Here is a 21,174-nt window from a genome sequence, read left to right on the forward strand (position 1 = left end):
CCGCTGGTCGGCGGCAGCTTCTATCGGTCCCCGAAGATCGTGCGGTGCCAGTCCTTGCGGGCGACCGCGGTGTTGTCGTACATGACGTGCTTGACCTGCGTGTACTCCTCGAAGGAGTACGAGGACATGTCCTTGCCGAAGCCGCTGGCCTTGTATCCGCCGTGCGGCATCTCGCTGATGATCGGGATGTGGTCGTTGATCCAGACGCAGCCCGCCTTGATCTCGCGGGTGGCGCGGCCCGCGCGGTACAGGTCACGGCTCCAGGCGGAGGCGGCGAGTCCGTACGGGGTGTCGTTGGCCAGTGCGATGCCCTCGTCGTCGCTGTCGAAGGGCAGCACCACCAGGACCGGGCCGAAGATCTCCGACTGGACGATCTCGCTGTCCTGGGCGGCGTCCGCGATCAGGGTCGGCCGGTAGTAGGCGCCGTCGGCCAGGTCGCCGCCGGGGGCCTGGCCGCCGGTGACTACGGTGGCGTACGCGCGGGCCCGCTCGACGAATCCGGCGACCCGGTCGCGCTGGGCGTGGCTGATCAGCGGGCCGAGGTCGGTCGACGGGTCGAAGGGGTCGCCGAGCCGCACGGTCTCCATCAGCGCGGCGACGCCCCGTACGAAGGCGTCGTACAGCGGGCGCTGGACGTAGGCACGGGTGGCGGCGGTGCAGTCCTGGCCGGTGTTGATGAGGGCTCCGGCGACCGCCCCGTTGACCGCTGCTTCGAGGTCGGCGTCGTCGAAGACCAGGAAGGGGGCCTTGCCGCCGAGTTCGAGGTGGAGGCGCTTGACGGTGGAGGTGGCGATCTCCGCGACCCGCTTGCCGACGGCGGTGGAGCCCGTGAACGAGGTCATCACGACGTCCGGGTGGCCGACGAGGTGTTCGCCCGCGTCCTTGCCCGCGCCCGTGACGACGTTGATCACCCCGTCGGGGATGCCCGCCGTACGGGCCGCCTGCGCGAACATCAGCGAGGTCAGCGGGGTGATCTCGGCGGGCTTGAGCACGATGGTGTTGCCCGCGGCGATGGCCGGGAGGACCTTCCAGGCGGCCATCTGGAGCGGATAGTTCCAGGGGGCGATGGAGCCGACGACACCGATCGCCTCGCGGCGTACGTAGGAGGTGTGGTCGCCGTCGTACTCGGCGGCGGACCGGCCCTCCAGGTGGCGGGCGGCGCCCGCGAAGAACGAGGTGTTGTCGACGGTGCCGGGCACGTCGAACTCGGTGGAGAGCTTGATCGGTTTCCCGCACTGGAGCGACTCGGCGTACGCGAAGTCGTCCGCCTGCTCCGCGAGGACGGCCGCGAAGCGGTGCATCGCCTCGGACCGCTCGGCGGGGGTGGCGCCCGACCAGCCGGGGAAGGCCGCGCGGGCGGCGGCGACGGCCGCGTCCACGTCGTCGGTGCCCGCGAGTTCGTAGCGCAGGACACTCTCGCCCGTCGCCGGGTTCACCACCTCGTGGTGGCGACCCGATGTACCGGGAAGCAGTTCGCCGCCGATGAACTGCGCACCCTTCGCGAAGCGGTCCTGCACCTGGATGCCGTTGTCCATGACGTTCTCCTCCGCCGCTGTACCCGCTGGGCGGGGTCGGCGTAGCTTCTTCGTGAATTGAGTGCCGATCCTGACAGAGGCACCCCCGCCCAACAAGTGATTCCGTTGTTGCCTTTTGGTTACGCGACGGAATCTGTCGACCATGTGTCGCGTCAGTGCGGAAATCCCCGTACGGAGTGTCAGTGGCGGATGCCACACTCAGCTGCCATGGGACAGATTGATGACCTTCTGGCGGATCTCGCGCGTGGCGAACGGGTGAAGTATCTGCCGTTCTGGGGGCACCGCCCGCGCCCCGACGGGCGCATCGGTTCGAGCTGCCTCAGCCAGTGGTGGCCCGCACCGTTCACCGTGGACTCGGTGACCTATCCGTCGGCCGAGCACTGGATGATGGCGGGCAAGGCGCGGCTCTTCGGCGACGCGGCGGCCGAGCGCGAGGCCGTGGAGGCGAGCAGCCCGGCGGCGGCGAAGAAGGCCGGCCGGACGGTGCGCGGCTTCGAGGAGGACCTGTGGAAGCGGGAGCGCTTCGCGCTGGTGGTGGCGGGCAGCGTCCATAAGTTCGGCCAGGATCCGGACCTGCGCGGGTATCTGCTGAACACCGGGGAGCGGGTGCTGGTCGAGGCGAGCCCGGTGGACCGGATCTGGGGCATCGGTCTCGCGGCGGACGACGAGCGGGCGGAGGATCCGCGGCAGTGGCGCGGGCTGAACCTGCTGGGCTTCGCGCTGATGGAGGCGCGTACGCGGCTGCGTGCGGATGCGGCGGCCTGAGCGGGCACCGTACGCCCCCGTGCGCTCCGTGCGCTTAGTGCGCTTCGCGGGCTCCGTGCGCTTCGCGTGTGGACGACAGCGCCGCCCCGCCGGGCGGCGCTGTGCGACGGACAGCCCTTAGCGGGTTCCCTCGATGACCAGCGACGTGGCGAACGGGTCGTCGTAGGTTCCGCCGAACTCCTCTTCGCTGTCCGCGTTCGTGGCGGCCCAGATGATGAAGCCGAGGAACGCGGCGCCGATGACCATGCCGACGGAGCCGAGGATGATCCCGGCGATCGCCATGCCCCTGTTGGTGGCCTCGCCGCGCTTGACACGGCCGAGGCCGATGATGCCGAAGGTCAGCGCGAGGATGCCGAGGACGACGTTGACCCCGTAGAGGCAGAAGCCGACCACCGAGACGATGCCGAGCACCAGTGCGGCGGTGCCCAGGCCGTTCGACGGTGCCGGGCCCCAGGCGGCCGGGCCGCTGAAGGAGTTGTACCCCGGGTAGCCGCCGTACGGCTGCGCGGGCGGTGCCGGGTAGCCGTAGTGACCGGCGGGCGCGCCGGGCTGACCCGGCGGCGGCATCTGTCCCGGGCCGTTCGGACCGGGCGGCGGTGGCGGTACGTCAGCGGGCGCCGGGCCGAAGCCGCCGACGCCCGGTATCGGTCCGCTTCCGGGCGCGGGTATCGGTCCGGTCCCGTCCCCGGGGCCCGTTCCGGCGCCCGGCATCGACGCCATCGTCGGCTGGTCGTGCACTGCGGGCGGACCGGCGTCGGCGGGCTGCTGCTTGCCCAGCTCCACCCGGCTGTCCGGTGGCGCCCACGGATCGCGCGGCGCGGGCCCGCCCCCGGGCTGCTCTGTGTTGTCTGACATGGGCCTCCCCCATCGTGGTTCCGTCATGCTACGGCCCGGCTCCCCGTCACCGGCCCCCGCCTACGATGATCGGTGCAGCCGGTGAGCCCGGCAGAAAATCTTTGAGAACCGGGAGAAATCCGATGACCGATCCGCACCCCTTCATCGCGGGGCTGCCCAAGGCCGAGCTCCACGTCCATCACGTCGGATCCGCTTCGCCCCGCATCGTCGCCGAGCTGGCCGCCCACCACCCGGACTCCAAGGTCCCCACGGACCCCGAGGCGCTGGCCGACTACTTCACCTTCACCGACTTCGCCCACTTCATCCAGGTCTACCTCTCGGTGGTGGACCTGATCCGCACCCCCGAGGACGTCCGGCTGCTGACCTACGAGGTCGCCCGCGACATGGCCCGGCAGAACATCCGGTACGCGGAGCTGACCATCACCCCGTTCAGCTCGGTCCGGCGGGGCATCCCGGAGCAGGGCTTCATGGAGGCCATCGAGGACGCCCGCAAGGCCGCCGAGGCCGAGCTGGGCGTCGTCCTGCGCTGGTGCTTCGACATCCCCGGCGAGGCAGGGCTCGTCTCGGCCGAGGAGACCGCCCGGCTCGCCGTGGACCTGCGGCCCGAGGGTCTGGTCTCCTTCGGTCTGGGCGGACCGGAGATCGGGGTCGACCGCCCGCAGTTCAAGCCCTACTTCGACCGTGCCATCGCCGAGGGCCTGCACTCCGTGCCGCACGCCGGGGAGACCACCGGCCCGCAGACGATCTGGGACGCGCTCACCGCGCTGCGCGCCGAGCGCATCGGCCACGGCACCAGCGCCACCCAGGACCCGAAGCTGCTGGAGCACCTGGCCGAGCACCGGATCGCGCTGGAGGTCTGCCCGACCTCGAACATCGCCACCCGCGCCGTCGCCGACATCGAGCAGCACCCCATGAAGGAGATGGTGCGGGCAGGCGTCCTGGTCACCATCAACAGTGACGACCCGCCCATGTTCGGCACCGACCTCAACAACGAGTACGCGGTGGCGGCCCGCCTGCTGGACCTCGACGAGCGAGGGATCGCCGCACTCGCGAAGAACGCGGTGGAGGCGTCCTTCCTCGACCCGGCCGGCAAGCGGAAGCTCGCCTCCGAGATCGACACGTACACGGCGAACTGGCTGGAGGCCCCCGGCCGCTGATCCCACTGGTCACAATGACCCCATGGCCAAACCTGTCGGCACCACCAGCGCTGTCACCGCCGTGGGGCATCGCGGCGATCCGTACCGGGCCCGCGAGAACACCCTGCCCTCGATCCGCTCCGCCCTCGAACGGGGGGCGGACGCGGTCGAGATCGACGTCCGGGTCACCCGCGACGGGGTGCCCGTCCTGCTCCACGACGCCACCCTGGAACGGCTGTGGGGCCACGACCGCCGACTGGACCGGCTCGATCACCAGGAGCTGCTGGAGCTGACCCGGGGCGGGGTGCCCACCCTGCGCGAGGCGCTGCTCGCGGTGGGTGCGCACCGGGTGATGGTCGATCTGCCCGGCGCCACGGACGCGTCCGTACGGAAGATCGTCGGGGTGGTCCGCGAGTGCGGGGCGGGCGAGCGCGCGTACTACTGCGCGGGCGCGGGGACGATGCTGCGGGTGCGCGCGGCGGATCCGTCCGCCGAGATCGCCCTGACCTGGACCACGCTCGCCCCGCCGCGCGCCACGCTGCTGGACGCGGTGAAGCCGCGCTGGCTGAACTACCGGTTCGCCCTGGTGAGCCGGGAGCTGACCGACCGCGCGCACCGGGACGGGCTGCTGGTCTCCGCCTGGACGGCCGACACCAAGCGCACCATGCGCCGCCTGATCGAGCGGGGCGTCGACTCGATCACCACCAACCGGGTGGACGCCCTGCACCGGGTGCTCGCCAACTCACCCACCAGCCAGGTTCCTTGATCTGTCCGGCATGATGGCGGTGCCCGCATCGTCCGTGATGCCCGGCCCGGCACCAGAGGAGCAGACGTGACCGACCCCAGCCAGCACTCCGCCCCCGCCCGCGTCCGTTCCGACATCGCCCACAACGCCCGGGTGTGGAACTACTGGCTGGGCGGCAAGGACAACTACCCCGTCGACCGGGCGGTCGGCGAGCAGGTCACCGGCATGTACCCCAGCATCGGCGAAGTGGCCCGCGCCGACCGGGCGTTCCTCGGCCGGGCCGTGCGGCACCTGGCCGGCGACGTGGGCGTCGGCCAGTTCCTGGACATCGGCACCGGCCTGCCGACCTTCCACAACACCCATGAGATCGCCCAGCACACCGCTCCGCACTCCCGCGTCGTGTACGTCGACAACGACCCGATCGTGCTGGCCCACGCGCGGGCCCTGCTCACCAGCTCGCCCGAGGGCGTCACCGAGTACATCGACGCGGACGCCCACCACCCGGAGCGGATCATCCGGGCCGTCGAACCGACACTGGACCTGAGCAGGCCGGTCGCGGTGATGATGCTCGGCATCCTGAACTTCGTCCTGGACACCGACGAGGCGCTGACCATCGTGCGCAAGCTGATGGCCGCGGTGCCCTCGGGCAGCTATCTGGTGCTCACCCACCCCACGCTCGAACTGGGCGGCGAGGGCAACGAGGCGGCGATGCGCTTCTGGAACGAGAACGCCACCCCGCCGATCACCGCCCGCGGCCGCGCCGAGTTCGCCGCGTTCCTGGACGGCCTGGAGATCCTGGAGCCGGGCATCGTGTCCTGCTCGCGCTGGCGCGCCGACGCGGACACCGAGGCGCCCGAGGTGGCCCAGTTCGGCGCGGTGGCCCGGAAGCCCTGATGCCGATACGGGGGGTCCGGTGACCCCCGAGGGGGCCGTGGGCCACCGACATCGGCGTAGCGCTGCTGGTGCAGGCCGCCGTGACCATGCCGTTCGTGGTGCCGCGCTCCGCCGGCCTGCCGGCCGCCACCTGGGCCTCGTACGGCCTCACGACACTGACCGTGCTGCCGCTGGTGGCCCGGCGGCGCGCACCGGTCACCGTACTGATCGCGGTGCTCGCGGCCGGTGCGCTGTACAAGTTCACGGTCGACGGTCCGGGCCAGCCGTTGCCGTACACCGGTCTGGTGACGTTCTACACGGTGGCCGAGCTGTCCTCACCGCCCCGGCGGCTCGCGGTCGCGGTGCTGGTCGGCACGGCGGTGTTCCCGTCGGTCGCGTGGAACACGGGTGAGGCCAGGGAGCTGCTCTTCTCCCTGTTCGTGTTCGCCGCTGCGTACGCCTTCGGACGGTTCACCCACACCCGCAAGGCGTACATCCGCGCGATGGAGGACCGGGCCCGGCAGTCGGAGCTGGCCCACCGGATCGAGGCGGAGCGGGCGGCGGCCCGCGAACGGGCCCGGATCGCACGGGAGGTGCACGACATCCTCTCCCAAGCGGTGAGCCTGATGATCGTGCAGGCGGAGGCGGGCCCGGTGGCGGTGCGCACCGCCCCGGAGCGCGCGGAGGCGGCGTTCGACGCCATCTCGGAGACCGGGCGGGACGCGATGACTCAGCTGCGGCGGATGCTCGGGGTGCTGCGCGAGGACGGCTCCGGGCCCGTGGACCCGCCCCGCTCGCCGCAGCCCACGCCGGCGGAGCTGCCGGGTCTGCTGGAACGGGTGCGGGCGAGCGGGCCGCAGGTCGAGTGCACGACGACCGGGCGGACGCGACCACTCGGACCGGACACCGAGGCGACGGTCCACCGGATCGTGCAGGAGGCGCTGACGAATGTGGTCCGGCACGCCCGAGCCGACTCCGTACGCGTACAACTTGCTTATGGGGCCGATACGTTGACGATCACGGTCACGGACGACGGACGCGGCACGGGCTCCGGGACGGACGCGGAAACGGGTTCGGGCCCGGGTTCGGATGCGGACACCGCTACCGGCACCGGGCACGGGCTGGTCGGCATCCGCGAACGGGCCGCGGCCCACGGCGGGACGGCCGAGACCGGCCCCCTCGCCGAGGGCCGGGGCTTCCGCGTCCGGGTCACCCTCCCCCTCGGGGCTTTCCCGTAACGTCCCTGTCGGAAGTGGGGAGTTGACGATCCGTGTGGTGGTGGCCGACGACCAGGAGCTGGTGCGCAGCGGCTTCGCGATGATCCTGGACGCGCAGCCGGACATCGAGGTGGTCGCGGAGGCCGGTGGCGGCCTCGCTCGTGGTCAGCGAGCACACGGTGAAGACGCATGTGGGCAACGTGCTGTCCAAGCTGGGCCTGCGGGACCGGATTCAGGCGGTCATCTGCGCGTACGAGACGGGGCTCGTCTCTCCCTCGCCGGAGGGAGAGGCCGCGCTCTCCTCCCCCGCGCAGGCGAGCAGATCACGGGGCGAGGACCGCCCGCTCCGGTGATCCGCCGGGGCCCGCGGGTCAACAGGATTGAAGTCATCGAGCAGTTACGGACTTCACGCCCCTCGGAGGCACCTGATGCACCCCCGCACCCGCGCGCTCCTCGCCGCGGCCCTGGTTCTCGGCATCGTGTCCGGCCCGACCGCCCCGGCGTTCGCGAGCGCCGCCGCCGCCCCGGACGCCGCGTCCACCGCCGCCCGCCCGCACGACGCCCCGGACGCCGACGCGCTGCGCGCGGCGATCACCGGGCTGCCGAGAGCCGACGCCACCGCCGCGCTCGTACGGGTCGGCGGCACCGACGGCGGCTGGCGGGGCAGCGCGGGGGTGCACGATCTGGTCTCCGGCCGCCCCGCCGACCCCGACGCCCGCTTCCGGGCCGGGTCGGTGACGAAGGTGTTCACGGCGGCCGCGGTCCTCCAGCTGGCGGGCGAGGGCAGGCTCGCCGTGGACCGTACGGCCCGGCATTACCTCCCGGACCTGGTCCCGGCACGGTACGGGCAGGTCACCGTGCGCCAGCTGCTCAACCACACCAGCGGCATCCCGGCCGCCGACCTGCCGGGCGACACCGTCGAGGAGTGGTACGCGCACCGCTTCGACCAGCACACCCCGCGCGGGATGGTCGCCTCCGCCACGGCGAAGGAGCGGGAGTTCGCGCCGGGCCGCAGCCAGCACTACCTCAACATCAACTACACCGTGCTGGGGCTGCTGATCGAGAGGGTCACCGGCGACACGTACGCGGATCAGGTCGGCGCGCGCGTCCTGCGCCCGCTCGGACTGCGCTCCACCTCCTGCCCGGGGGCCGACCCCCGTATCCAGGGCCCCCACAACCGCGGCTACCAGGTCTTCGACAAGCCCGGCGGCGGTACGGAGCTGCGGGACGTGTCGGTATGGGGGGCGACCGACGGGTGGGCGGCGGGGGACATCATCTCGACGACCGCCGATCTGGAGCGCTTCACGAAGGCCCTGTTCCGCGGGCAGGTGGTGCGCGGGCCACTGCTGGAGGAGATGTTCACACTGCCGGACCCGTCGGTGCGCGAGCACGGATCGGGCGAGCCCGCCCAGTACAGCGCGGGGCTTTCCGTGCTGACGCCGGGCGGGCGCCAGGTCTGGGGGAAGACGGGGGGCCGCTGGGGCTGCAACTCGGTGATGGCGGCCACGCGTGATCTTTCCCGAACGCTGGTCTACAGCGTCAACGCGACGGACGCGAAGGGGCGGGACACGAACGCCACGGCGATGAAGCTCGTGGTGGCGGCCTTCGGCCCGCCGCCGGGCGAGTGATCGGGGCCGCCGCCGGGCACAGGGCGCGGACGGCGGCCGGCCGGGGACCCTGGACCGCCGTCGTCCGGCGGTGACTCAGGCCACCGGGGCGGGCGCCGGTGGTCCGGCCGACGGTCCGCCCGTCCCCTCCCCCACCACGCTTGCTTCCGCTGCCGCGCTCGTTGCCGCTTCCAGTCGCTTGATCAGGCGGCGCAGGAGCAGCAGCGGGATCACTCCGAAGACGCCGAAGGACATGTCGATCACCGTCCACCAGACGGGGATGTCCCGGAGGGGCCCGCAGATCAGGGCGAGCGGGATGATCCCCGCGCAGGCGATCATGCCGAACTCGATCACCCAGATGTTGCGGACCGGGTCACGGTAGGGGCCGTAGAACGCGACCGCGATGACGAGGTGGGCGAAGGCAAGCCAGTCGGTGCCGTACAGGACGAAGGGGTACGACGCGTCGGCCGCGTCGAGCCCTTCCCTGACCCGGGTGATCCACTCCATCAGGGACGGCAGGTGCTCGGGCACGGGCGAGGAGGCCAGAAGGTCCTCGGCCCAGCGGAGTTCGGTCACGAGCGGGAAGGCGGTCAGCCCGCTCAGCACCAGACCGACGATGAAGATGACCAACCACACGCGGATGCGTCGCAAGAGGGCTCGCTCGTTCATGTCCGCAGCGTATGCCCATCATGAACGTGTTCAAAAACTGGGCCGGCCACTCACATCCCGACGATGGAGTTCCACTTCTTGGCGAAGCCGGTGCGCTCCTCGGACGTGATGTCGCGGGCGATCGCCAGCCGTTGGCGCATCGCGTCGTCGGGGAAGACGAGCGGGTCCTCGGCGAGCGCGGCCGTCTCCTCGTCCTTGGCGGAGGCCAGGATCTCCCGGGCGGCCGGGACCGGGCAGACGTAGTTGACCCAGGTGGCCAGTTCGGCCGCGACCTCCGGCTGGTAGTAGAAGTCGACCAGCTTCTCCGCATTGCGCTTGTGCTGGGCGAGGTTGGGGATCATCAGCGATTCCGACCAGAGCTCGGCGCCCTCCTCCGGCACCACGAACTCGATCTCCGGGTTGTCCGCCTGGAGCTGGATGACATCGCCGGAATAGGCCTGACAGGCGAGCACATCGCCGGTGGCCAGGTCCTTGATGTAGTCGTTGCCGGTGAAGCGGCGGATGTGCCGGGACTTCACCCGCCTCTCCACCTGCTCGCACATCAGATGGAAGTCGTCGGCCGTCCAGCGGGTGATGTCGACCCCGTTGCCCTGCATCAGCAGCGCGAACGACTCGTCCAGCCCGGACAGCAGCGTCACCTTTCCCCGCAGGTCATCGGCCCACAGCTCGCTCGTGTGCCGGATCTCGCGGCCGAGCTTCTCGCGGTTGTACGCGATGCCGGTGATCCCGGACTGCCACGGAACACTGTGCAGCCGGCCTTCGTCGAACGCGGGCGAACGCAGCTGCGGGTCGAGGTACTTGGCGACATTGGGCTGCCGGGCCCGGTCCATCTCCTGCACCCAGCCCAGGCGCACGAAGCGGGCGGCCATCCAGTCGCTGATGACGATCAGGTCCCGGCCGGTACGCTGGTGGTTCATCAGCGCCGGACTGATCTTCCCGAAGAACTCGTCGTTGTCGTTGATCTCCTCGGTGTACGTGACGGAGATCCCGGTCCGCCGCGTGAACGCGTCCAGGGTGGGCCGCTTCGACTCGTTCTCGTCGTCGGTGTCGATGTAGAGCGGCCAGTTGGCGAAGTGCAGGGAACGGTCGCGCCGCGAGCTGTCGCGTCCGGCCCGGTCCCCCGGCTCCACATAGGCGGCGGGCACTCCGCAGCCCGCCAGCGTGGCACCGGCCGCTCCCGCCCCGAGGGCGCGCAGCAGGGAACGGCGGGACATGGGGTGGTTCGGGATCGCTCGCACCTGCGCAGGATGCCGGTCGGGGGACGCGGCGGGCAATGGACCAACCGTCCAGCGCCACCCGCCCGGTCCGCACACCCTGTCGATGGTGCGGGCACCCGGCCGCCGCGGAACGCGGAACGGCCCCGGGCCGGAGCCCGGGGCCGTAACCACCACCGCGATGCCAGTCGGACGACCTCGGTCGAGCGACGCCGGTCAGGCACCGTCGGCCGGACGGCCTCAGTCGAGCGACGTCATGACGTGCTTGATCCGGGTGTAGTCCTCGAAGCCGTACGCGGAGAGGTCCTTGCCGTATCCGGACTTCTTGAATCCGCCATGCGGCATCTCGGCGACGAGCGGGATGTGGGTGTTGATCCACACACAGCCGAAGTCGAGGTTCTTGGACATCCGCATCGCGCGGGAGTGGTCCTTGGTCCACACCGAGGACGCCAGCGCGTACTCGACGCCGTTCGCGTACTCCAGGGCCTGGGCCTCGTCGGTGAACGACTGGACCGTGATGACCGGGCCGAAGACCTCGTTCTGGATGATCTCGTCGTCCTGCTTGAGCCCGGAGACGACGGTCGGGGCGTAGAAGTAGCCCTTCTCGCCGACCCGGTGGCCACCGGCCTCGACCTTGGCGTGCGCGGGGAGGCGCTCGATGAAGCCGCTGACCTGCTTCAGCTGGTTGGCGTTGTTCAGCGGGCCGTACAGCACGTCCTCGTCGTCCGGCTGCCCGGTCTTCGTGTCGGCGGCGGCCTTGGCGAGCGCGGTGACGAACTCGTCGTGGATGGACTCGTGGACCAGCACGCGGGTCGCGGCCGTACAGTCCTGGCCCGCGTTGAAGTAGCCCGCGCCGGAGATGCCCTCGACGGCCTTGGCGATGTCGCTGTCCTCGAAGACCACGGCGGGCGCCTTGCCGCCGAGCTCCAGGTGGACGCGCTTGACGTCCTTGGCCGCGGACTCGGCGACCTGGATACCGGCCCGTACCGAACCGGTGATGGAGGCCATCGCCGGGGTCGGGTGCTCGACCATCGCGCGGCCGGTGTCACGGTCGCCGCAGATGACGTTGAAGACGCCCTTGGGGAGGATCTGGCCGATGATCTCGGCGATCAGCACGGTCGACGCCGGGGTGGTGTCGGACGGCTTGATGACGACGGTGTTGCCCGCGGCGAGCGCCGGGGCGAACTTCCACACGGCCATCATCATCGGGTAGTTCCACGGCGCGACCTGCGCGCAGACCCCGACCGGCTCGCGGCGGACGATGGAGGTGAGGCCCTCCATGTACTCGCCGGCCGAGCGGCCTTCGAGCATCCGGGCGGCACCCGCGAAGAAGCGGATCTGGTCCACCATCGGCGGGACTTCTTCGGTACGGGTGAGCTCCAGCGGCTTGCCCGTGTTCTCCGACTCGGCCGCGATCAGGTCCTCGGCCCGCTCCTCGAAGGCGTCCGCGATCTTCAGCAGGGCCTTCTGGCGCTCCGCGGGCGTGACGTCACGCCAGGCGGGGAACGCGGCGGCAGCGGCGTCCATGGCGGCATCGACATCGGCCTGACCGGAGAGCGGGGAGGTCGCGTAGACCTCTTCCGTCACCGGGTTGACCACATCGATGGTCCGCCCGTCCGCGGCGTCCCGGAACTCTCCGTTGATGTAGTTGCGCAGACGGCGCACCTCGGTGGTCACAACCACCCCTCCTGTCGGCTGTCCGATGGGTGAGATGTCCACCCTAATCGTTCCGGTGACGCTTTCGACATACCCACCCACCGGAAACTTCGGATTCAGTGAGATCACGACCCTCAAACAACGAATTTCATCGATTTGGGGTTGCGAGACAGACGAGTCTCGGTGCAGAGTGAGTTCGTGGCCAGTCGCAGCGCAGACTCCAGGACAGGGAACGGATCGCCCCCAGCGGTCGATGCCGTCTCCCTCGCAATCATCGAGCAGCTCCAGGAGGACGGGCGTCGTCCGTACGCCGCGATCGGCAAGGCCGTCGGTCTCTCCGAAGCCGCCGTACGCCAGCGCGTCCAGAAGCTGCTCGACCAGGGCGTGATGCAGATCGTCGCCGTCACGGACCCGCTCACCGTGGGCCTGCGGCGGCAGGCGATGGTCGGCATCAACGTCGAGGGCGACCTCGACCCCGTGGCCGAGGCCCTGTCGGCCATGGCCGAGTGCGAGTACGTGGTGATGACCGCGGGCTCGTTCGACCTGATGGTGGAGATCGTCTGCGAGGACGACGACCACCTGCTGGAGACGATCAACAAGCGCATCCGGGCCATACCCGGCGTTCGCTCCACCGAGAGCTTCGTCTACCTCAAGCTCAAGAAGCAGACCTATATGTGGGGAACCCGATAGCCGTGAGCAAGGACCTCAGCCGAACCGCGTACGACCACCTGTGGATGCACTTCACCCGCATGTCGGACTACGAGAACGCCCCCGTTCCCACCATCGTGCGGGGTGAGGGCACCTACATCTACGACGACCAGGGCAAGCGGTACCTCGACGGCCTCTCCGGCCTGTTCGTGGTCAACGCCGGTCACGGCCGTCACGAGCTCGCCGAGACGGCGTACAAGCAGGCGCAGGAGCTGGCCTTCTTCCCGGTGTGGTCCTACGCCCACCCGAAGGCCGTCGAGCTGGCCGAGCGGCTGGCCGACTACGCCCCGGGCGACCTCAACAAGGTCTTCTTCACCACCGGTGGCGGCGAGGCCGTCGAGACCGCCTGGAAGCTGGCCAAGCAGTACTTCAAGCTCCAGGGCAAGCCGACCAAGTACAAGGTCATCTCGCGCGCGGTCGCCTATCACGGCACCCCGCAGGGCGCCCTGTCGATCACCGGCCTGCCCGCCCTGAAGGCCCCCTTCGAGCCGCTGGTCCCCGGCGCGCACAAGGTGCCGAACACCAACATCTACCGCGCCCCGCTCTTCGGCGACGACCCGGTGGCCTTCGGCCGCTGGGCCGCCGACCAGATCGAGCAGGAGATCCTCTTCGAGGGCCCGGAGACCGTCGCCGCGGTCTTCCTGGAGCCCGTGCAGAACGCCGGCGGCTGTTTCCCGCCGCCGCCCGGATACTTCCAGCGGGTCCGCGAGATCTGCGACAAGTACGACGTGCTGCTCGTCTCCGACGAGGTCATCTGCGCCTTCGGCCGGCTCGGCACGATGTTCGCGTGCGACAAGTTCGGCTACGTGCCGGACATGATCACCTGCGCCAAGGGCATGACCTCCGGGTACTCCCCGATAGGTGCCTGCATCGTCTCGGACAGGATCGCGGAGCCGTTCTACCAGGGCGGCAACACCTTCCTGCACGGCTACACCTTCGGCGGCCACCCGGTCTCCGCCGCGGTCGGCATCGCCAACCTCGACATCTTCGAGCGCGAGGGCCTCAACCAGCACGTCCTCGACAACGAGAACGCGTTCCTGACGACGCTGCAGAAGCTGCACGACCTGCCGATCGTCGGCGACGTCCGCGGCAACGGCTTCTTCTACGGCATCGAGCTGGTGAAGGACAAGGTCACCAAGGAGACCTTCACCGACGAGGAGACCGAGCGCGTCCTGTACGGCTTCCTCTCCAAGGCGCTGTACGACAACGGTCTGTACTGCCGGGCCGACGACCGCGGCGACCCGGTCATCCAGCTCGCGCCGCCGCTGATCTCCGACCAGTCGACGTTCGACGAGATCGAGGGCGTCCTGAGGGCCGTCCTGACGGAGGCGTGGACGAAGCTCTGACCGACGCCACGCCCTCCGGTTGATCATCATCCGGCGGTCATTTCATACGGTCCACGCGGCCCGGATGCGCCCTTTCGAGTGAGAAGCGGCGCATCCGGGCCGCGTGCTGTGCGCACACCCCGGTCCGACTACCTACGGTGCCGAGTGACCGATCGGCCGCGTCTTCGTTCCCCCGTACGGGGGAACGGGAAAACTGATCTGAACCGAGGTGTACGCCATGGTGGCCCCGCCGGACAACGACGTGATCTGGGCGCGTTCCCTGCACCACTCCCACAACGGCTCGCCCGGCCTCGGCGGTGTCTCCGTCGGCATCCGCGACGGCGAGGTCCTGGCCGTGACCGGCCCCCGCGGCAGCGGGAAGTCGACCCTGCTGCGCTGCCTCTCCGGTCAGCTGGTGCCCCAGCAGGGCGAGGTGTGGTTCAACAGCGTCCCCGTGCACACCATGGGCCCCAGGCTTCGCGAGCGGCTGCGGCGCGACCGGTTCGGCTGGATCGCCTCCGACCCCCAGCTCGTCCCCGAACTGACCACCTGGGAGAACGCGGCCCTCCCGCTGCTGCTGCGCGGCGTCTCGCACCGGGCGGCCAAGAAGACCGCACTGGAGTGGCTGGACCGCCTCGACATCGGCATGTTCGCCAAGAAGCGCCCGCACGCACTGCTCCAGGCGCAGCGCCAGCGGATCTCCGTCGCGCGGGCGCTGGCGGCATCGCCGTCCGTGATCTTCGCCGACGAGCCGACCGCGACGCTGCACCGGGCCGACCGCACCCAGCTCCTGCGCACCCTCACCACCGCGGCCCGCTCGCACGGCATCACGGTCGTCCTGGCCACCCACGACGTCGAGATCGCCGACCTCGCCGACCGTACCGTTCCGCTGCTGGACGGCCGCCGCGTCGCCACCGTCACCCTGCCCGCCGTATCCGATACGGAAGGCCGCTCGGCGTGCTCGCTCTCCGTCTGACGCGCGGTGCCCATCCGCTGGTACTGATGCGGCGGCTGCTGGTCGCCGCCGCGTCGGCCGGGGTCGGCTTTCTGCTGCTGTGCACCCTGGGGTACGCCTCCGGGCACCCGGCGCACTCCGCCGCCTCGGTACTCCGGCTGCTGTGGTGCTTCGTACCGTTGGTGGCCGCCGTGCAGTTCGCGGTCGCGGTGGCCCGTACGGACCCGAGCACCCGCCCGCGCTCCGGCCTCTCCGCCGTCGGCCTCGGCCCGGTCAAGCTGTCCGTGCTCGCCGCGGTCTCGACGGCCGTGTCCACCACGCTCGGCTCGATGGTGGCCCTGCTCCTCTTCCTCCACCTGCGCGGGGATCTGACGGGGCTCCCGTTCGACGGCGGCGCCGCGGAACTCCTCGGCGCGGAAGCCCCGTTGCCGCTCGCCGCCGCGCTCATGCTGCTGGCCCTGGTACCGGTGACGTCGGCGACGGCGAGTGCGCTGGCACTGCGGGCCCGGCCCTCGGCGACGACGCCCGAGACCTTCGAGGCGTTCGAGGCACCGGAATCCCCCGACCCGGCGCCGACACCCGCCGGGCTGCCGTGGGGCGTGGCGCTGACGGCCGCCGGGCTCGCGGTCGAGGCGTACACGAGCCGGGGCTCGGCCGGCAGCGCGTTCCCGCTGCCCGGCAGGCTCGACTCCACCCCGGCCGCGGTCCTGGCGGGCTGGACCCTCACAGCGATCGGCCTGGCCATGGCCGGACCCGGACTCACCCACCTCTGCGGGCGGCTGCTCCAGGCGGTGCGCCCCGGCGCCGTACGCCTGCTGGCGGGCCGGGTCCTGATGGACGAGGCGCGCCGGATCGGCCGTCCGCTCGGTGTCGTCTGCGCGGTGCTCTCCGCGGTGATCGCGGCCGTGACGCTGTACGGGTCGGGCCCGCGCCCCTTCGGCCCGCTGACCGCGCTCGGGGCGGTCCTCGTCCTCGGCTGTACGACGGCGACCCTGCTGACCTCGGCGCTGGAGGCCAAACAGGCCCGCGCCCAAACGGCCGACGCGCTGCTCAGGATGGGCGCCCCGGCCTCGGCGCTGCGATCCGCGACCGCCCTGCGCGCGGGGGCACTGCTGATCGTGTTCGCCCCGCTGACCTGGGTGATCGCGGCGCTGGCAGCACTGCCGCTGACGAGCTGACCCGTGCCGGGCGGGGACGGCGGTGTGCGGGACGGCGACGCACCGAGCGGTGGCGTGCCGGTCGGCGCCGCACAGAATGCCGGCGTGCCGGTCGGCGACGCACAAGGGGGCGACTCGGGGGACGGCGACGCCGCGGGCGACGGGGGCCACGTTCCCGGGCCCGGCGTCGAGATCGAGTCGCTCGCCGCGTTCGACGCCGCGGTCACCGGTGGCACGCTCGCCGGGCATCGTGTCCAGTCCGTCGATCTGACCGGCCGCAGCGCGGCGCCGCTGGCCCTCGACACCAGGGCACCGTCTTCCTCGGCTGCCGGATACGGCCGGACGCGGCGGCGAAGGTGCCAACGGACGGGGCATTCGTCTTTCCCCCGGTGCCGGGGCTGCCCTTCGACCCGTACCGCGGCGTCCTCTACTCACCCGGCGCGCTCTACGACGGCCTGACGTCCGGCGGCTACGGGGCGACGCCGGACGCCCGCGCGTACCGCTGGTTCCGGCGGACGAAGGCTGACGGCGACACCTTCGCCTCGATGCTCCGCGCGCTCCACGACGACGCGGTCTCCGACGCGCTGGACAAGTTCCTCACCGGGGCGCGGGTGGTCGGTGTCATGGGCGGCCATGCGACGACCCGCGGCTCCGGGGCGTACGCCGCGGCGGCCCGGCTCGGCCGCACCCTGGCCCGCAGCGGGCTGACCGTCGCGACGGGCGGCGGTCCGGGGGCGATGGAGGCGGCGAACCTGGGCGCGTACGCGGCACCGTTCCCCGACCCGATGCTGGAGGAGGCGGGTGAACTCCTCGCCGCCGTAACGTCGTTCACCCCGTCGGTCACCGACTGGGCGCTGGCCGCGTTCGCCGTGCGGGAACGCTGGCCCGACGGCGGCGGCTCGGTCTCGATCCCCACCTGGTTCTACGGTCACGAGCCGCCGAACGCCTTCGCCGACCACATCGGCAAGCACTTCGCCAACGCACTGCGGGAGGACGGTCCGCTCGCCCGCTCCACCGCCGGTGTGATCTTCCTGCCGGGCGCGGCCGGCACCGTACAGGAGATCTTCGACAACGCCACCCCGAACTACTACGAGTCGCGTGCCGCCCCGGCCCCGATGGGTCTGGTCGGGCGGGCCCACTGGACGGCCGGGCTGCCCGCGTGGCCACTGCTGCGCGCGCTGGCCTCAGGCCGGGCGATGGAGTCCCGGATCGCCCTGGTGGACACGGTGGAGGAGGCGCCGCGGGCGCTGGCCCGGCTGACGAACCGGGAATCCGGCCCGTCCGGCGGCTGAGACCGCGGCGCCGGGTACAGCGGCCATCGGCGGCGGCGCGCACGGTGCCGGGCACGGCGGCCATCGGCATGGGCGCACACCGCGCCGGGCACACCCGGCCATCGGCGTACACGGTGCCGGGCACACCGGCCGTCCGCGTCAGAGCACCAAGTGGTGGGCCAGCGTGTCGAAGAACGCCTCCCAGCCGTCCTCCGCCGCCGCGTACTGCTCCGCGGTGAGATTGCCGCCGCGCTGCTGGAAGACCACCTCGGTCGACTGGTCGCCGAGCTCGGTGAAGGTGGCGGTCACGACCTCGCCCTCGATGTCGGCGGGTGCCGTCGCGTCCTTGAGCGTGAAGACCAGGCGCTCGGGGGCGATCACCTCGCGGTAGACCCCGTGGAAGTGCATCTCGGTGCCCGGCACCACGATGACCAGGCTCCAGGCGCCGCCGGGCCGGACGTCCATCGACACCCGGTCGAGTGGCACCTCCGCGTCGGCGCCGTACCAGGCCGCGAAGTCCTCGGGGGTCGTCCACGCCTCGAAGACGCGTTCCCTCGGAGCGTCGAAGACGCGGGTGAGGTCGATGCCCTCGCGGGTCGAGTCGCTCATGGTCACGGTCCTTCCGAAGTCGCTCCGGTACCGGCGGAGCTCGGGCTCGCCCACGAGGTACCGCCTCCAGCTTGCACGGCGCGCGCCTGCCTGTCGCGACAGGCAGGCGTGCGCCACTCGGAGCGATACGGAGCGGTATGGGCGATACGGGGGCGGCCGGAGCAGGTTGGAGCGGTTATAGATGTCCGAGGTGATCACGTTCAATCACACTCGGTCGCCGGTGGTTACGGATGAAGAAGCGCCGCGAGCGTGTCGTATGCCTGGTCCCACCCCCAGTCCTCGCGCACCCAGGCCCGCCCCTTCTCCCCCATCGCCGTCGCGGCCTCGCGGTCCCGCAGCAGACCGACGAGCCGTGCGGCCACGGCAGGGACGTCCCCGCCGTCGACGAGATGCCCCGTCTCCCCGTCGCGCACGGTGTCCGACGCACCGCCCGAATCCCCGACGAGAACGGGCAACCCGGCGGCGGCCGCTTCCAGGAAGACGATGCCGAGGCCCTCGACCTCCAGTCCGCGGCGGCGCGTACGGCAGGGCATCGCGAAGACGTCGGCGGCCGCGTAGTGGTCCGGCATCGCCGCATGGGGCTGCCCGCCCGCCATGATCACGGCGTCCCCGACCCCGAGGGACCCCGCCAGTCGGTGCAGGGTGCGCGCGTACGGTCCGTCTCCGGTCAGCAGGAGTACGGCACCGGGAACCGCCCTCCGCACGGCGGGCAGGGCACGGATCAGCGTGTCCTGGCCCTTGCGCGGGACGAGCCTGGCGGCGCACAGGATCACGGGCCGGTCGCCCAGCCCGTAGCGTTCCCGGACGCTGCCGGGGCCGTGCCGCTCCCCCTGCCGTACCCGGAACGCCTCGGGGTCGACGCCCGGCGCGAGGCGCACCATCCGGCGGGCGGCGGCGGGGCCGAGCGCGGCGGCGATCGGTGCCCGGGTGGCCGCGCCGAGGTAGGTCAGGGCATCGGTGCGGGCCCCGATCAGGCGCAGCAGGGAGCGGGCGCCCGGCGTGCGGGCCCACCACACCTCATGGCCGTGGGTGGTGGCGACGGCCCGCCGCACCCCGGCCTCGCGGCGCAGCCGGTCCGCCATCAGGCCGAGCGGGGCGGCTGCCCCGAACCACACGCTGTCGCAGCCGTGGCTGCGGGCGAGCTCGACGGACCGGGCGGCGACGCGGGCAGTGGGCAGCAGCATCCGGGCCGGATCGCGGATCACCGGGTACGGGAGGGCCGCGTCGTGGGCGGCGGAGCCAGGTTCGGCGGATGTGTGGACGACAACGGATTCGGCGGGAAAGCGGCTGGTCATGGCATGGACGAAGGTCTCTATGCCGCCCTGGCGCGGCGGGAAGTCGTTGGTGACGACGAGGGTGCGGCGGCGGGTCAACGGAGGGCCTTTCGTACGGTCCGGCGGAGCGGCGCGTCGGTGGTGGTGCCGGGGCGCATGGCAGTGGTGCGGAGGGGCATGGCGGTGGCGCGGAGGGGCGCCGTGTGCGGGAACGTGGCGCGGAGGGGCGCGGTGCGAGCGGCCGCCCACGCGGCGAGGACCAGCGGGTGCACGAGGTACCCGAAGCGGGTGGCGGGCATGAACGCGATGGCCAGGAGCAGCCCGAGCGCGAGCCGCAGCGCGGCGGCGGGCGCTGTCCTCGGAGGGCGTACGAGCAGGGAGACGCACACCAGCAGGGCGCTCGCCGCGAGCAGCAGGACGGCGAGCGTCCGGCCGCCCGGCACGTAGGTGGCGAGCAGATGGCCCGGCAGCGGGCTGGCCGCGGCGGACACCGCGTCGGTGAGGCCGAGCGGGAAGGCGACGACATGGGTCTGGAAGGCGCCGGGATCGCGGAGGGCCGCCGGAAGGACGAGCGCGACGGCGGTGACCACCGCGACGGCCCCGCACCGAAGAGCGGCGAACGGCCCCGCTCCCGGTGCCCGCCGCGCAACGGGTTCCTGGCGCGTGACGGGTATCCGCCGCGTGGCGCCTGCCGGGCGCATGACGGGTTCCCGGTGCGCACCCGGTTCCCGGCGCATCACCGCCAGGAGCACCACGGCGACGGGCAGGGCGGGCCAGGCCGTCCATTTGAGGGCGGCGGCCAGGCCGAGCACCAGCCCGGCCCGCCCGGCCCTGCCCCGCCCCGCCTGCGCGAGCCCGAGACACATCAGCCCCGCGACGGGCAGGTCGACACCCCCGACGGCGAGCGGCAGGGCGACCAGCGGACAGGCGGCGAGCCATCCCACGTACGGCCACCGCCCCCGCCCCGCAGGGAGGGCGAGCGCGAACGCGCCGATGAAGGCGGCGCCCATCCACAGTCGGGGATCGGTGGCCGGTGACGCCCCGAACAGCGCTTGCGGCAGACCGAAGACCGCCATGCCGGGGAGGTACGGGTTGAAGTCCCCCACCGCCGTGGGCAGCGCACTGTACGGGGTGCCCTCCGACAGCAGGAGACCCGCCGAGCGAGCGACGACCTCGACCTCCAACTGTGCGCGGCCCAGGACGAGAAGCACCAGCAACGGCAGGACCGCGGAGCCGGTCGCGGCCACCGCGCCGACCGTCCGGACGCCGCGTCCGCGGGCGCGCAACCAGGCCGCGGTCAGGTACCCGGCCGCGCTCGTCACTCCCCAGACGCGGTGGGGGGTGAGCGTGGAGAAGGCCGCGAGCCCCAGGGCCGCGACGGCACAGAACGTCCACCACCCGGGACGGGCGCACACCCCGATCCCGGCACGTCCCCAACGCCGCGTACGGACATGGCTCTGCCTCCGGACATGGTTCTGGCTACGGACATGGCTCCGCGGCCGAACACGGCTCCGTGCACCGGACCGGCCCTGGTCAACCCCCGTGAAGAATGCTGCTGCGCCCATGAATCCGAGGCTAGGAACGGCCTGCTCACCGGGCGTCA

18 protein-coding genes and 2 pseudogenes are annotated in these 21,174 nt (G+C 71.8%); 12 read left to right on the top strand and 8 right to left on the bottom strand.

What is annotated here, in order from left to right:
* Nucleotides 1-20: 20 nt before the first annotated feature.
* The gene (locus OG413_RS00990) at nt 21-1,535 is read right to left on the bottom strand and encodes a gamma-aminobutyraldehyde dehydrogenase (protein WP_266802389.1); all 1,515 of its coding nucleotides are present in this window, start codon (nt 1,533-1,535) and stop codon (nt 21-23) included.
* Between the two features lie 207 nt (nt 1,536-1,742).
* On the opposite strand from OG413_RS00990, the gene OG413_RS00995 reads away from it, so the two are divergent.
* A complete protein-coding gene (locus OG413_RS00995; protein WP_266802390.1) occupies nt 1,743-2,300 on the top strand; it encodes an NADAR family protein in 558 nt (185 codons plus the stop codon).
* 117 nt (nt 2,301-2,417) lie between these two features.
* Here the strand turns inward: OG413_RS00995 and OG413_RS01000 are convergent, their stop codons facing one another.
* Nucleotides 2,418-3,155, bottom strand: coding sequence for a DUF4190 domain-containing protein (locus OG413_RS01000; protein ID WP_266802391.1), 738 nt, complete (start codon nt 3,153-3,155; stop codon nt 2,418-2,420).
* A 122-nt stretch (nt 3,156-3,277) separates the two neighbouring features.
* Here OG413_RS01000 and OG413_RS01005 point away from each other — a divergent pair, with 122 nt between their 5' ends.
* From OG413_RS01005 to OG413_RS01035, 6 genes and pseudogenes are all read left to right on the top strand, one after another.
* Complete coding sequence (locus tag OG413_RS01005) at nt 3,278-4,312, top strand: adenosine deaminase (protein ID WP_266802392.1); 1,035 nt, start codon at nt 3,278-3,280, stop codon at nt 4,310-4,312.
* Between the two features lie 22 nt (nt 4,313-4,334).
* Nucleotides 4,335-5,057, top strand: coding sequence for a glycerophosphodiester phosphodiesterase (locus OG413_RS01010; protein WP_266802393.1), 723 nt, complete (start codon nt 4,335-4,337; stop codon nt 5,055-5,057).
* Between the two features lie 66 nt (nt 5,058-5,123).
* Nucleotides 5,124-5,930 (top strand): SAM-dependent methyltransferase, encoded by an 807-nt coding sequence (locus tag OG413_RS01015; protein ID WP_266802394.1) that lies wholly within the window; start codon nt 5,124-5,126, stop codon nt 5,928-5,930.
* A gap of 86 nt (nt 5,931-6,016) precedes the next feature.
* Entirely contained in the window at nt 6,017-7,147 is a 1,131-nt protein-coding gene (locus OG413_RS01020; protein WP_266809796.1) for a sensor histidine kinase, read from the top strand.
* A 22-nt stretch (nt 7,148-7,169) separates the two neighbouring features.
* Nucleotides 7,170-7,479 (top strand): annotated as a pseudogene (locus tag OG413_RS01030) (response regulator transcription factor).
* Between the two features lie 75 nt (nt 7,480-7,554).
* The gene (locus OG413_RS01035) at nt 7,555-8,754 is read left to right on the top strand and encodes a serine hydrolase (RefSeq protein WP_266802396.1); all 1,200 of its coding nucleotides are present in this window, start codon (nt 7,555-7,557) and stop codon (nt 8,752-8,754) included.
* Nucleotides 8,755-8,829: 75 nt separating this feature from the next.
* Here OG413_RS01035 and OG413_RS01040 read toward each other — a convergent pair whose 3' ends face one another.
* The 3 genes from OG413_RS01040 to OG413_RS01050 all read right to left on the bottom strand — a co-directional run bounded on the left by OG413_RS01040 (nt 8,830) and on the right by OG413_RS01050 (nt 12,293).
* A complete protein-coding gene (locus OG413_RS01040) occupies nt 8,830-9,402 on the bottom strand; it encodes a hypothetical protein (protein WP_266802397.1) in 573 nt (190 codons plus the stop codon).
* A 50-nt stretch (nt 9,403-9,452) separates the two neighbouring features.
* The gene (locus OG413_RS01045) at nt 9,453-10,616 is read right to left on the bottom strand and encodes a spermidine/putrescine ABC transporter substrate-binding protein (RefSeq protein ID WP_266802398.1); all 1,164 of its coding nucleotides are present in this window, start codon (nt 10,614-10,616) and stop codon (nt 9,453-9,455) included.
* A gap of 240 nt (nt 10,617-10,856) precedes the next feature.
* Nucleotides 10,857-12,293, bottom strand: a complete 1,437-nt coding sequence (locus OG413_RS01050) for a gamma-aminobutyraldehyde dehydrogenase (protein ID WP_266802399.1) — start codon at nt 12,291-12,293, stop codon at nt 10,857-10,859.
* 162 nt (nt 12,294-12,455) lie between these two features.
* Here OG413_RS01050 and OG413_RS01055 point away from each other — a divergent pair, with 162 nt between their 5' ends.
* From OG413_RS01055 to OG413_RS01075, 5 genes and pseudogenes are all read left to right on the top strand, one after another.
* Entirely contained in the window at nt 12,456-12,962 is a 507-nt protein-coding gene (locus tag OG413_RS01055) for an Lrp/AsnC family transcriptional regulator (protein ID WP_266802400.1), read from the top strand.
* Entirely contained in the window at nt 12,947-14,326 is a 1,380-nt protein-coding gene (locus OG413_RS01060) for an aspartate aminotransferase family protein (RefSeq protein WP_266802401.1), read from the top strand. The genes OG413_RS01055 and OG413_RS01060 overlap by 16 nt, the downstream gene beginning before the upstream one ends.
* 217 nt (nt 14,327-14,543) lie before the next feature.
* Nucleotides 14,544-15,281 carry an ABC transporter ATP-binding protein gene (locus OG413_RS01065; RefSeq protein WP_266802402.1) on the top strand — a complete coding sequence of 246 codons (738 nt, stop codon included), beginning with the start codon at nt 14,544-14,546 and terminating at the stop codon, nt 15,279-15,281.
* Complete coding sequence (locus tag OG413_RS01070) at nt 15,263-16,438, top strand: hypothetical protein (RefSeq protein WP_266802403.1); 1,176 nt, start codon at nt 15,263-15,265, stop codon at nt 16,436-16,438. Before OG413_RS01065 ends, OG413_RS01070 begins: the two co-directional genes overlap by 19 nt.
* 171 nt (nt 16,439-16,609) lie before the next feature.
* Nucleotides 16,610-17,709: pseudogene (locus tag OG413_RS01075) on the top strand (LOG family protein).
* Between the two features lie 138 nt (nt 17,710-17,847).
* Here OG413_RS01075 and OG413_RS01080 read toward each other — a convergent pair.
* The 3 genes from OG413_RS01080 to OG413_RS01090 all read right to left on the bottom strand — a co-directional run bounded on the left by OG413_RS01080 (nt 17,848) and on the right by OG413_RS01090 (nt 20,986).
* Complete coding sequence (locus tag OG413_RS01080; protein WP_266802404.1) at nt 17,848-18,297, bottom strand: SRPBCC domain-containing protein; 450 nt, start codon at nt 18,295-18,297, stop codon at nt 17,848-17,850.
* Nucleotides 18,298-18,521: 224 nt separating this feature from the next.
* Complete coding sequence (locus tag OG413_RS01085; RefSeq protein WP_266802405.1) at nt 18,522-19,670, bottom strand: glycosyltransferase family 4 protein; 1,149 nt, start codon at nt 19,668-19,670, stop codon at nt 18,522-18,524.
* On the bottom strand, nt 19,667-20,986 hold the full coding sequence (locus OG413_RS01090; RefSeq protein ID WP_266802406.1) for a hypothetical protein: 1,320 nt from the start codon (nt 20,984-20,986) through the stop codon (nt 19,667-19,669). The genes OG413_RS01085 and OG413_RS01090 overlap by 4 nt, the downstream gene beginning before the upstream one ends.
* Nucleotides 20,987-21,174 lie beyond the last annotated feature (188 nt).

Origin of the sequence: Streptomyces sp. NBC_01433 (assembly GCF_026340105.1) — a bacterium.
In the GTDB taxonomy this organism is placed as follows: domain Bacteria; phylum Actinomycetota; class Actinomycetes; order Streptomycetales; family Streptomycetaceae; genus Streptomyces.